Annotated in this window: 13 protein-coding genes; 10 read left to right on the top strand and 3 right to left on the bottom strand. The window is 65.3% G+C overall.

What is annotated here, in order from left to right:
- Positions 1 to 24: 24 nt before the first annotated feature.
- The 9 genes from ACX80X_RS00515 (at position 25) to ACX80X_RS00475 (ending at position 7602) form a co-directional block, all read left to right on the top strand.
- On the top strand, positions 25 to 771 hold the full coding sequence (locus ACX80X_RS00515; protein WP_248761812.1) for a TSUP family transporter: 747 nt from the start codon (positions 25 to 27) through the stop codon (positions 769 to 771).
- A 46-nt stretch (positions 772 to 817) separates the two neighbouring features.
- On the top strand, positions 818 to 2002 hold the full coding sequence (dxr, locus tag ACX80X_RS00510) for a 1-deoxy-D-xylulose-5-phosphate reductoisomerase (RefSeq protein WP_252613670.1): 1185 nt from the start codon (positions 818 to 820) through the stop codon (positions 2000 to 2002).
- A gap of 18 nt (positions 2003 to 2020) precedes the next feature.
- Positions 2021 to 3352 carry a M50 family metallopeptidase gene (locus ACX80X_RS00505; protein ID WP_252613669.1) on the top strand — a complete coding sequence of 444 codons (1332 nt, stop codon included), beginning with the start codon at positions 2021 to 2023 and terminating at the stop codon, positions 3350 to 3352.
- 48 nt (positions 3353 to 3400) lie between these two features.
- Positions 3401 to 3838, top strand: coding sequence for a hypothetical protein (locus tag ACX80X_RS00500; RefSeq protein WP_252607882.1), 438 nt, complete (start codon positions 3401 to 3403; stop codon positions 3836 to 3838).
- Positions 3839 to 3999: 161 nt separating this feature from the next.
- Positions 4000 to 4665 carry a MarR family transcriptional regulator gene (locus tag ACX80X_RS00495; RefSeq protein WP_252613668.1) on the top strand — a complete coding sequence of 222 codons (666 nt, stop codon included), beginning with the start codon at positions 4000 to 4002 and terminating at the stop codon, positions 4663 to 4665.
- On the top strand, positions 4662 to 5186 hold the full coding sequence (locus ACX80X_RS00490; protein WP_104063097.1) for a hypothetical protein: 525 nt from the start codon (positions 4662 to 4664) through the stop codon (positions 5184 to 5186). The genes ACX80X_RS00495 and ACX80X_RS00490 overlap by 4 nt, the downstream gene beginning before the upstream one ends.
- A gap of 55 nt (positions 5187 to 5241) precedes the next feature.
- Positions 5242 to 5535, top strand: a complete 294-nt coding sequence (locus ACX80X_RS00485) for a YciI family protein (protein WP_252607883.1) — start codon at positions 5242 to 5244, stop codon at positions 5533 to 5535.
- A gap of 47 nt (positions 5536 to 5582) precedes the next feature.
- Entirely contained in the window at positions 5583 to 6749 is a 1167-nt protein-coding gene (gene ispG / locus ACX80X_RS00480; protein ID WP_104063099.1) for a flavodoxin-dependent (E)-4-hydroxy-3-methylbut-2-enyl-diphosphate synthase, read from the top strand.
- Entirely contained in the window at positions 6712 to 7602 is an 891-nt protein-coding gene (locus ACX80X_RS00475) for a GNAT family N-acetyltransferase (RefSeq protein WP_252600049.1), read from the top strand. The genes ispG and ACX80X_RS00475 overlap by 38 nt, the downstream gene beginning before the upstream one ends.
- Positions 7603 to 7655: 53 nt before the next feature.
- Here ACX80X_RS00475 and ACX80X_RS00470 read toward each other — a convergent pair whose 3' ends face one another.
- The 3 genes from ACX80X_RS00470 to ACX80X_RS00460 are packed head-to-tail and all read right to left on the bottom strand — an operon-like array spanning position 7656 to position 9849.
- Positions 7656 to 8312, bottom strand: coding sequence for a TetR/AcrR family transcriptional regulator (locus tag ACX80X_RS00470; RefSeq protein WP_374209888.1), 657 nt, complete (start codon positions 8310 to 8312; stop codon positions 7656 to 7658).
- Positions 8309 to 9052 carry an ABC transporter permease gene (locus ACX80X_RS00465; RefSeq protein WP_056348486.1) on the bottom strand — a complete coding sequence of 248 codons (744 nt, stop codon included), beginning with the start codon at positions 9050 to 9052 and terminating at the stop codon, positions 8309 to 8311. Before ACX80X_RS00465 ends, ACX80X_RS00470 begins: the two co-directional genes overlap by 4 nt.
- An 8-nt stretch (positions 9053 to 9060) precedes the next feature.
- Positions 9061 to 9849 carry an ABC transporter ATP-binding protein gene (locus ACX80X_RS00460; protein ID WP_252607884.1) on the bottom strand — a complete coding sequence of 263 codons (789 nt, stop codon included), beginning with the start codon at positions 9847 to 9849 and terminating at the stop codon, positions 9061 to 9063.
- Positions 9850 to 10258: 409 nt separating this feature from the next.
- Between ACX80X_RS00460 and ACX80X_RS00455 the strand changes: the two genes are divergently transcribed.
- Positions 10259 to 12067 (top strand): proline--tRNA ligase, encoded by a 1809-nt coding sequence (locus ACX80X_RS00455; protein ID WP_252600019.1) that lies wholly within the window; start codon positions 10259 to 10261, stop codon positions 12065 to 12067.
- Positions 12068 to 12069 lie beyond the last annotated feature (2 nt).

The raw sequence follows: 12069 nt of genomic DNA, 5'->3' as shown, positions 1-12069 counted from the left end.
TCGCTGTCCGCCCACTAGGATCGGATGGTGTTTGCATTGGTGCTCATTGCCGTTGTTGCAGGGGCGCTGGCCCAGCGGCTGGCCGGCCTCGGATTCGGCCTTCTCGTCTCTCCCGTCCTGGTGGTGCTGCTCGGCCCCTTCGACGGCGTCATGATCATCAACCTGTGCGGCGCGGCCTCATCCCTCCTGATCCTCTCCCGGGTCTGGCGGCATGTGGAGTGGAAGCGCTACTTCGGACTGGCGCTCGCGGCCCTCGCAGGGGTATTGCCGGGTGCCTGGTTGGCCAGCAACGTGGCCGAAGCGCCGCTGGAGATCTGCATCGGCATCCTCCTCATCATCGCCCTGCTGGCTTCGCAGCGGCTGACCCGCAGCTCCTGGCGCGCCAGTGGCCCCGTTCCCATGGTCTCCCTCGGCTTCACCAGCGGACTGATGAACGCGGCAGCGGGCGTCGGCGGGCCGGCCATCACCGCGTACGCCATTGCCACCCGGTGGGAGCAGAAGAGTTTCGGCGCCACCCTCCAGCCCTATTTCGTGACCACCGGACTGTCTTCCCTGGTGATCAAGTACGTACTATCCGGTGGACATGTTCCCGGACTGGACGGCTGGCAATGGCTCAGCATCCTGGCCGCCATGGTGGCGGGAATCATCGCGGGCGATCTGCTGTCCGGCAAGGTCAAACCGGCTGCCGTGCGGCGGATCGTTGTGGCCATCGCCTACATCGGAGCCGTGTCCACGCTGGCCAAGGGTTTCATCGAGCTGGCGGCGGGCTGACCGGACCGCGGGCCAGGTGCGGGCCGGGGTGCGGGATACTTAACCAATGCAGCCTCGCAGAATCGTCATCCTCGGATCCACCGGTTCCATCGGCACCCAGGCGATTGACGTCGTCGACGGCGCCCCGCACCTTTTTGAGGTAGTGGCGCTCAGCGCCGGCGGAGGGAACCTGCAGCTCCTGGCCCGCCAGGCCGTCCACACCGGTGCCGCCGCTGTGGGCATCGCCGCGGGGGATCCGCGCAAGCTGCGGGACCTGATCTCCGAGGCTGCCCGCCTCGCCGGGCGGCAGGACTACCGCCCCGAAATCATCGCCGGCCCGGACGCCTCGGCCCGCATCGCCGCGGTAGAAGCGGACGTAGTGCTCAACGGCATTACCGGCTCCATCGGGCTCGCCCCGACCCTCGCCGCCCTGAAATCAGGTGCAACGCTGGCGCTGGCCAACAAGGAATCGCTGATCGTCGGCGGAGCGCTCGTCAAGGCCGCCGCCCGCGAGGGGCAGATCGTGCCGGTGGATTCCGAGCACTCAGCGATAGCGCAGTGCCTGCGCTCCGGCTCCGCGGTCGAGGTTGAGAAGCTCATCCTGACGGCCTCCGGAGGGCCTTTCCGCGGCCGGACAAGGGAACAGCTCCACGACGTGACGCCGAAAGAGGCCCTGGCGCACCCCACGTGGGACATGGGGCTGATGGTCACCACTAACTCGGCCACGCTCGTCAACAAGGGCCTTGAGCTCATCGAGGCCCATCTGCTGTTCGACGTGCCGCTGGACCGGATCGACGTTGTGGTCCACCCGCAGTCGGTGGTCCACTCCATGGTCCAGTTCATTGACGGGTCCGTCATCGCCCAGGCGTCCCCGCCGGACATGCGCCTCCCCATTGCCTTAGGGCTGGGCTGGCCGGACAGGGTCCCCAAAGCGGCCTCCCCGTGTGACTGGACCAAAGCCACCAGCTGGACGTTCGAACCGCTGGACACCGTCGCTTTCCCGGCCGTGGACTTGGCCAAGGACGCCGCCAAGCAGGGGAGTACTTTTCCCGCCGTCTTTAACGCGGCAAACGAGGAAGCGGTCATGGCGTTCCACTCGGGACGCATCCGCTTCACCGAAATCGTGGACACCATCGATGCTGTCCTCAGCGAACATTCAGGATCCTCCGGGCTGACGCTGGAGTCGGTACTGGATGCTGAAGACTGGGCACGCACGCGTGCCCACGAACGTTTAGCAGTCAGCAGTCTCTAGGAAGCAGCAGATCCACGCATGAGCCCCGTCCTCCTCTTTATCCTCGGCGTCGTCTTTGTGGCGATCGGCATTGCCGTGTCCATTGCGCTGCACGAAGTGGGGCACCTGGTGCCCGCCAAGCTGTTCAAGGTGCGTGTCACCAAGTACATGATCGGCTTCGGCCCCACCCTGTGGTCCAAGCGGAAGGGTGAAACTGAATACGGCGTGAAAGCGATCCCGCTGGGTGGCTACGTGTCCATGATCGGCATGTATCCGCCCAACAAGGACGACGGCACCGTCCGCCCTTCCAGCACCGGCATGTTCCAGACACTGGCCACGGAAGCCCGGTCCATGGCACACGAGGAAGTGGGACCGGAGGACGCAAACCGCGTGTTCTACCGGCTGCCGGTGTGGAAGAAAATCATCGTGATGCTGGGCGGGCCGGCCATGAACCTGCTGATCGGCGTGATCCTGACCGCCGTCCTGCTGATGGGCTTCGGCATGGCCACGGCCACCACCACCATCGCCGACGTCTCCAAGTGCCAGGTGGCGGCCGGCGAGACCGTTGATCCCGATTCCCCGGACTGCCAGCTGACCCCCGCGGCCGCTGCCGGGCTCCTGCCCAACGACGTGGTCACCTCCTTTGACGGGAAAGCTGTCACCGGCTGGGACGAGCTGACCGAATGGATCCGGACCTCCGCGGGCAGGGAAGTCAGCATCACTGTTGAGCGCGACGGCGCGCCCGTCACCACCGCGGTGACGCCGGTGCTCTCCGCCCGCCCCGTCGTCGGCGTGGACGGACGCCAGGCAAAGGACGACGCCGGCACCCTCCTGTACCAGGACGTCGGCTTCCTGGGCATCGGCGCGCAGACCGAACTGGTTCCCCAGCCGGCGTCGTCCGTCCTGCCCATGGCGGGCGAAAACATCAAGCAAGTGGCCGGCGTCGTCTTCAATCTGCCCGCCCGGGTGGTGGGCGTTGCCAAGGCGGCCTTCAGCGAGGAAGAGCGCGACCCCAACGGCCCCATCAGCGTGGTGGGCGTGGGGCGCGTGGCCGGTGAAGTGGCGGCCATGGAGGAAGTGCCGCTGCAGTCCAGGATTGGGGCACTGGTAGGGCTGCTCGCCGGCTTGAACTTTGCGCTTGCGGTCTTCAACCTGATCCCGCTGCTTCCGCTCGACGGCGGCCATGTGGCCGGAGCGCTGTACGAGGGGGCGCGGCGGCGGGTGGCCAAGCTGTTCGGCAAACCGGATCCGGGCGCTTTCGACATCGCCAAACTGCTTCCCGTGACTTACGTGGTGGCCACGTTGCTGATGGGCATGAGTTTGTTGCTGATTTATGCCGACATCGTGAAGCCGGTGAACCTGTTCGGCTGACTCCTGCGGACGTCTGGCTGGACGGATGTCCCGGATCTACCATGAAACATGGGCACGTTCGCCGTCCAATCAAAGAGCATTAGCCGCTGGATCCGGGCCGGGTTGTGGGCGCTGCCTGTCTCGTGGCTTGTCACCGCCTGGTCCACGCTGGACCCGCATCCGGACCAGGCGAAGGACCCGGAGGCGTGGGCCCGTTTTGTCAGCTCCGATGCGTACCAGATCAGCCATCTTTTCGGCAGTACCGCAGGCACCATCCTGGCCCTGTTCGGTTTCTTTGCTTTGGGCTGTTCCATGGCCAACAGCAGGACGGGGAGCCTGGCAATCGCCTCAATGGTCACAGCTGTTGCCGGCACGGCTTTGCTGCTTGTTCCGGCGGTGATTTCCACGTTTTGCTGGGCCTGCTGCTCGTATTCGTTGGCACGGTGCTGCTGGGGATCGCGGTATGGCGTTCCGACGTGCTGCCGCGCCGGGCTGGGGCCGTACTGATGGCAGGCGCCGGTGGGTGGATCGCCTGGAGCGGATCCCGGCAGGCCACGACAGCACCTGATCGGATCGGGTGATTCTCGAAAATCAGTCTTTATTGGCTGATATTTAATAATCAGCTATTTTTGATTGATTATGAGTGATCACCTGCGTACGGTTAGGGCATGTACGTACTGACCATCGACCAGCGAGGCAGCACTGCCGACGTCGACCGTGTTCCCGATCTGATCGCCGCACTGCGCAGCCTCACACCGGCGACCTTCGAACGGTCCGTGGGTGATGAACTCCAGGGTGTGGTGGAACATGCCGAGGACGTAGTGGAGATCGCCTTGTACGCACTCCGGAGCGGGCGCTGGTACGTCGGGATCGGGATCGGGGCCGTACAGCTCACCCCGGGCGGAAGCCCCCGGGAAGGTTCCGGGAGCGGCTTTGTGGCAGCGCGAAAGGCCGTGGAACTCGCCAAGGGCTCGGCTGGTCAGGTGCCATTGTCGGTGGTGTCCGGCAGTATTGGCCGTGGACGGGAGATGCCTCCCCACGCCAAGGAGGGAGCCATGACCAGTGCAAATGCCCAGGCGGTGCTTCGCCTGATCGGACGGGTGGTGCAGCAACGCACACCAGCCCAGTGGCGGGTGGTGGACCGGTTGCGCGCGCTCCAGGGCGGCGAGGGAAAGCATGGCAGCCAGAAACACGTGGCCCAGGAACTGGGAATCACGGAGCAGTCGGTGAGCCGTGCTGTGCTTAGGTCCGGCTGGCTTGAGGAATGGGCGGCCAGGCCTGCCGCGGCCATGCTCCTGGACCACGCCCATTCCCAGATTGAAGGAGAACGGTGAACGCACTCTGGATCGCAGTTGCGCTGTTGGTGGCCGGATTCGCAGGATGGCCGGTGACCGCACTGGTGTTCCGGCTCGCCAGGACCATTGACGACAAAGCGGACGCGGCCACCAAGTCGGACCAGGACGCATCGGCCCAGGACCCTTCAGCCGACGTCACGGTAGACACCGTTTCGGAAGCCCCGCGGGCCGGTACGGGGCAAACCGTCGACGGCGAGCTGACCACGGGTGGCGGCCAGCCGCCGTCGGACGTTCCTCAGGTGGCGCCGGCGCTGCCGGCCCAGCGGATCCTGCGGGGTGGGGCAATCATCGGAGTCCTGGAACGGTTGGGCGTCTGCGTGGCCATCCTGACCGGACAGCCGGTGGCCATTGCCTACATCGTGGCTATCAAGGGCCTGGGCAGGTTCGCCGAATTGAAAGAGACCCCCGTGGCTGCGGAGCGGTTCATCATCGGAACGCTCACGTCCATGCTGTGGGCTGCGGGAACGGCGGCAGTGATCAAGGTAGTGTTCCTGCAGTGAGTCTTGCTGACTGCCCGGATCGGCGACAGCCCACCCCTGGGGATAGGGTGTCTTTATGACTGTTTTTGCCGTTGAGTATGTGTACGCCGCCGATTCCTCCGCCGTCCGTGATGATCACCGCCCCGCGCACCGCGCCTGGCTGGCGGGTCTGGCGGACGAGGGCCAGCTGCTGACCAGCGGACCCTACGGTGACGGGGCGGGCGCCCTGCTGATCTTCAAGGTCCAGGACGAAACCCACGTGAACGATCTCCTCAAGCAGGACCCGTTCGCCGTCGCCGGCACCATTGCCGGGATCCGGACAACCGAGTGGACTCCCGTGATCGGCCTCCTGGCCGCGCACGCATCCTGATTCCCGGACCCTTTTTTACTACCGAAACACCTACCCAAGGAGTCCACGTGACCTCGGTCAGCCTGGGAATGCCGTCAGCACCGCCGCCCGTTCTCGCCCCCCGCCGCAAGACGCGGCAGATCAAGGTGGGTTCCGTCGGGGTCGGTTCGGACTCGCCCATCAGTGTGCAGTCCATGACCACCACGCCCACCACGGACATCAACGCCACCCTGCAGCAGATCGCGGAACTCACCGCATCCGGTTGCGACATCGTGCGCGTCGCCTGCCCGTCGGCCGATGATGCAGAGGCTCTGCCAATCATCGCTCGCAAGTCCCAGATCCCTGTCATTGCCGACATCCACTTCCAGCCGAAGTACGTCTTCGCGGCGATTGAGGCCGGCTGCGCGGCAGTGCGGGTGAACCCGGGCAATATCCGCAAGTTCGATGACCAGGTCAAGGAAATCGCCCGCGCGGCGAAGGACCACGGGACCTCCATCCGGATCGGCATCAACGCCGGATCGCTGGAGCCCGGCATCCTGAAGAAGTATGGCAAGGCCACCCCCGAGGCCCTCGTGGAATCCGCCGTCTGGGAAGCGTCGCTGTTCGAAGAGCACGGTTTCAACGACTTCAAGATCTCGGTCAAGCACAACGACCCGGTCATTATGGTTGCTGCCTACGAGATGCTGGCCGAGCAGGGCGACTGGCCCCTGCACCTGGGCGTCACCGAAGCCGGGCCCGCCTTCCAGGGCACCATCAAGTCCGCCACAGCCTTCGGGGCGCTCCTGGCCAAGGGCATCGGCGACACCATCAGGGTTTCCCTGTCGGCGCCTCCGGTGGAGGAAATCAAGGTGGGCAACCAGATCCTCCAGTCCCTGAACCTGCGTCCGCGCAAACTGGAAATCGTCTCCTGCCCGTCATGCGGCCGCGCCCAGGTGGACGTGTACACCCTTGCCGAACAGGTCACCGCAGGGCTGGAAGGCATGGAAATTCCGCTCCGCGTGGCAGTGATGGGCTGTGTTGTCAACGGACCGGGCGAAGCCCGCGAAGCCGATCTTGGTGTGGCGTCCGGCAATGGCAAGGGGCAGATCTTTGTGAAGGGCCAAGTCATTAAGACTGTGCCTGAGAGCGAGATTGTTGAGACACTGATCGAAGAGGCCATGCGCATAGCTGAAGAGATGGGGGAGGCCGATGGCGAAGATGCTGTCAAGGGTAGCCCCGTGGTTAGCGTCTCATAAAGAGGACGCCGCGCCGGCGGGAATATCCGTCCGGACCCTCGCCGGCGCGGACACCGCTGCCCTGCGGCGCCTAGCGTCGCAGGATCCGGTGGCCAATGTCTTTATCCTGGCGCACCTCCGGGCGGCGGGCTCTGCCGCGCCCACTGCTGGTGGTGCTGGCGTCCTGGGAGTTTTCGACGACGGCATCCTGGTCGGCGCGTGCTGGGCAGGGGCAAACCTGGTCCCGGTCCAGCTTGACCCCGAATTTGCCGGGCTTGTCGCTGCCGCAGCAAGCAATTCCGGCCGCCGATTCGCCTCCGCCTTTGGCCCCGCAGATGCTGTCCTTGCCCTCCATGCTGAGCTGGCTGAACTAGGGCATGCGGCCCACGAGGTGCGGGATGAACAGCCGCTGATGACGCTGTGCGGGCCGCCGTCGGTGGAGGCGAACGCGGATCTGGGGCTTGGCCGGCTGGCCGATTTTGACCGGATCCTTCCCGCCTGCGCCGCCATGTTCGAAGAGGAAGTGGGCTACTCGCCGTTCCTGGGAGGCAAGGAGTTCTACAGCCGCCGCGTGGAAGGCCTCATCCGGCAAGGCCATTCATTGGCACACGTCAACGACTCCGGCGACGTTGTGTTCAAGGCCGAGCTGGGAGCTGTGACAGCCGACGTCACGCAGATCCAGGGTGTATGGATGAACCCCGGCTACCGCGGACAGGGTCTGAGCGCCGGCTACATGGCTGCCGTGGTGGAGAAGGCGCGCACGCTTGCCCCCGTCACCAGCCTGTACGTCAACGGTTTCAACCTCCGGGCGCGGTCCACTTACGAGCGCGTGGGCTTCCGCCAGGTTGGCACCTTCGCTACGGTTCTGTTCTAGCCGCCAGGTCGCTGGCCTCAGCGTCGCCGCCTTTCAGGCCACCCGCCGCCGGTTCACCCGTCACCCTTCAGGTCACCCGTCAGGTAATGCTGGACGTTCGGAGCCACGAGCCGCACAAGGTCGTCGGGCGAGGCAGACGCGAGTGGCTCCAGCCGCACCACATACCGGACCAGCATCACCCCAACCATCTGCGTGGCCACAAGGTTTCCGCGCATGGCCACTTCTTCGGGCGGGCCGGGGACTCCTGCCATGATCCGGCCGAGGATGGTCCGCTGCACCAGTTCCCGCAGCAGCAACGTCTTGGCCTTGGAGCCGATGGTTCCCCTGAGGAAGGCCACCAGGCTGTGCTGGGCCGGGCTCTCCCACAAGCGCAGCACGGCCCGCACGATCGCCTCTGCCCGGTCCTCTGGCGAGTAGCCGTCAACGCCCGCCAGGACTTTCTCCGGGTCGGCCGGTAGTGCCACACTCAGCGCGAAAAGCTCGTCCTTGCCCTTGAAGAAATGGTGGACCATGGCGGGGTCCACGCCGGTTTCCCGGGCGATCTGGCGCAGGCTGGTCCCTTCGAAACCGTGTTCGGCGAAAAGCCGCCGGGCTGTGTCCAGGATCTGTTCCCTCGACTCGGTGGCCCCGCCGCGCCGGCCCCGCCGGCCCGTACCCGCCGCGCTGCCTGCGGAACCCGGGGCGTCCGCCGGATCATGCTGTCCGTTCACGCTGTCCGCCGCCGCAGGGTCAGGGACGCGAGCACCAGGACCGCCAGGACAATGGCCACGATGACTCCGGCATCCATCCACAGCTGGTCTGTGGGCTCGGTGTTGGCGGCGATCTCCTGGAGGGCATCCACCGAAAAAGTCAGTGGAAGGACATTCGATACAGCCTCGAGGGCCTCGTTCATCCTTTCGCGGGCCACAAAGAGGCCACAGAGCAGGATCTGCGGGACTACCACCACCGGCATGAACTGCACGGCCTGGAATTCCGTCCGGGCGAAGGCCGAACAGAGCAGCCCCAGCGCGACGCCAAGAACCGCATTGATCACGGCAATCATGACCACCAGTCCAGGGCTGCCTTGGATGTCGAGCCCGAAGATCCAGTAGGCCACGGCGGTAGCCACCAGCGACTGCAGGGCGGCCATGATGGAAAATGCCAGCCCGTAGCCGAACAGCAGGTCCGCCTTGTGGATGGGAGTGGTCAGCAGCCGTTCCAGGGTCCCCGAGGTGCGTTCCCGCAGCATCGTGATGGACGTAACCAGGAACATAACCACAAACGGGAAGATCGCCAGCATCATCAGGCCAACCCGGTCAAAAGTCCTGGGCACCCCCGGCGGCAGCGTTTCATTCTCATAGAGAAAGTACACGGCGGTGAGCAGCAGCGCTGGGACCACCAGGATTAGCGCGATGCTGCGGTGGTCGTGCCGGAGCTGGTCGAGGACGCGCCGGGTGGTGGCCAACAGCATCAACAGGTTCATGACCGTACCGTCCTTTCGGGGGAACCACTGGGCACTTCGGCGGTGTCCTGGATGATGTGCAGGAAAGCCTTCTCCAGATCGGCACTGTGCCCGCGCCGGCTCAATTCCGCCGGCGTCAGCTGCGCCAGGAGCTTTCCCTCCCGCAGCAGGAGGAGTGATCCGCAATGGCTGGCTTCCTCCATCACATGGCTGGAAACCAGCAGGGTGGTCCCGGACTCGGCCATGGACCGGAAACGGTCCCACAGGTCAGCCCGGAGCACCGGATCAAGGCCCACGGTTGGCTCATCCAGGACCAGCAGGCTGGGGCGAGCCACCAGGGCACAGGCCAACGACACCCGGCTCAGCTGTCCGCCGGAGAGGTCGCCGGTTTTCTGCCTGGCCTGCGGTTCAAGCCCGACGGCGGCGATCGCCTCTGCGGCCTCGGCGCGGCCCTTGCGGTGCATGGCGCCGAAGTAGCGGACATTGGCTTCGACCGTGAGGTCCGGATACACGCTGGGGGACTGGGTCACGTAACCCACCCGGTGTCGCAGGTCAGGGTGCCCGGCGGGCAGCCCCAGCACTTGGACCGAGCCGGACGTGAGCGCCTGGACGCCCATGATGGCCCGCATGAGCGTAGTCTTGCCGCTGCCGGACGGGCCCAGCAGCCCGGTGATCTCGCCTGCCTGGATGGCAAAGTCCAAGCCGCGCAGGACGGGAACCTTTCCCCGTGTGACGTGCAGGGCGGTGGCGGCCACAGCGATGCTGGCTTCCGTGACGGCCGGGGCGGTAGCTTCTGAATGGGACATTAATGCCTCCGAATGCTGGGAGTCCGCCTTTGAATTCATCAGGTGATGAATTGAAACTAGACCTGCAAAAGGCGGCCGTCAATTACTTCGAATGGAAAAACCCTTGTGGATGTGTCGGCTATCACATATGTTCGATCTAGCTGCGCTGGAGTGGGTGGGCGGTCTCACCAGTCCTCACCAGTACCTAGGCGTCAACGGCCATGGAGCCACGTCCGCATGCAATGACCAGCCGTTTACGGCCAGGGGCTTTGCATGCCGGGCGTGGCTCTATTGCGTCCCGCCCCCGCGGTCTCTGGGCCGGCTCAGGTTCCGCCGCCTGGCGTGCCGTGGATAGCCGGTAGATTAGTACCCAGAAGAATTGCCCGGCTCTGCTTTCCAGCAGCTACTCCCCAGAAACGGATAACCACCCGTGGTCACAAGAATGTCCAAGCTTTTCCTGCGCACGTTGCGTGAAGATCCCGTCGACGCTGAGGTCGCCAGCCACCGGCTCCTGGTCCGGGCCGGCTACATCCGCCGCGCGGCGCCCGGCATCTACACCTGGCTTCCGCTGGGGCTGAGTGTGCTGCGCAAGGTCGAGGCCGTCGTCCGCGAGGAAATGGACGCCATCGGTGCCCAGGAAGTCCACTTCCCGGCGCTGCTGCCGCGAGAGCCCTACGAGGTCACCAACCGCTGGACCGAATACGGCGAAGGTCTGTTCCGGCTCCAGGACCGTAAGGGTGCCGACTACCTGCTGGCCCCCACGCACGAAGAAATGTTCACCCTTCTGGTCAAGGACCTGTACTCGTCCTACAAGGACCTGCCCCTGAGCCTGTATCAGATCCAGAACAAATATCGCGACGAAGCACGCCCCCGCGCGGGCCTGCTGCGCGGCCGCGAGTTCATCATGAAGGATTCCTACTCCTTCGACGTGGACGACGCAGGCCTGGACGCCAGCTACGCCGCCCACCGTGGCGCCTACCTGAAGATCTTTGCGCGCCTGGGCCTGGAAGTCATTCCCGTTGCGGCCACCGCCGGCGCCATGGGTGGGTCCAAGAGCGAAGAGTTCCTGCACCCCACCGAGATCGGCGAAGACACTTTCGTGCGCTCCGCCGGCGGCTATGCAGCCAACGTTGAGGCCGTCACCACCGTTGTTCCGGCCGACATCGACTTCAGCAACGCCCCTGCCGCCGAGGTCCTCGATACCCCGAACACGCCCACCATCGATACGCTGGTTGCCGCGTCCAACGAACTGGCTCCCCGGAGCGAGGCCGACGGCGGCGCGTGGACGGGCGCCGACACCCTCAAGAACGTGGTTCTTGCCGTCACCCTGCCCACTGGTGAGCGCCAGCTTGTGGTCATCGGCCTGCCGGGTGACCGCGGCGTTGACTTGAAGCGCGTGGAAGCCAACATCGGTTCCTTCCTGCCCATCGGCGGCGAGATCACGCTCGAAGCAGCCAACGACGACGACCTCAAGAAGCAGCCCCTCATAGTCAAGGGCTACCTTGGACCCGGCCTGACGCTGGACCAACCCCTACTGGGCAGCGAAAGCTCAACCAAGCTTCTCTACCTGGTGGATCCCCGCGTTGTCAGCGGCACTGCCTGGATCACCGGGGCCAACGAAGCAGGAAAGCACGTGTACGGCCTGGTTGCCGGCCGCGACTTCACCTGGGACGGCGTCATCGAGTGCACCGACGTCCGCGAGGGTGACCCGGCCCCGGACGGCTCCGGTCCGCTGGAGACGGCCCGCGGCATCGAAATGGGCCACATCTTCCAGCTGGGCCGCAAATACGCTGAGGCCCTCGAGCTGAAGGTCCTGGACCAGAACGGCAAGCAGGTGGTGGTTACCATGGGCTCCTACGGTGTTGGTGTCACCCGTGCCGTCGCCGCACTGGCCGAATCCAACCACGATGACAAGGGTCTGGTCTGGCCCCGCGCCGTTGCCCCCGCCGATGTCCATGTAGTGGCTGTCGGCCGCGGCGAGGAAATCTTTGCCACCGCCGAGCAGCTGGCCCTGGAACTCGAGGCCGCCGGCCTGGACGTCATCTACGATGACCGGCCGAAGGTCTCCCCGGGCGTAAAGTTCGGCGACGCGGAACTCGTCGGCGTCCCCACCATCCTGGCCGTCGGCCGCGGCCTGGTGGACGGCGTTGTCGAGATCAAGGACCGCCGCAGCGGCGAAGCGGAGAACGTGGCCGTGGACAAGGCCGTTGACTATGTGGTCACCGCCGTCCGCAGCTGACC

It is taken from the genome of Pseudarthrobacter sp. MDT3-1 (assembly GCF_054510755.1).
The sequence above is the reverse complement of the archived record's forward strand: the minus strand, read 5'-3'. Positions and strand labels throughout refer to the sequence as shown.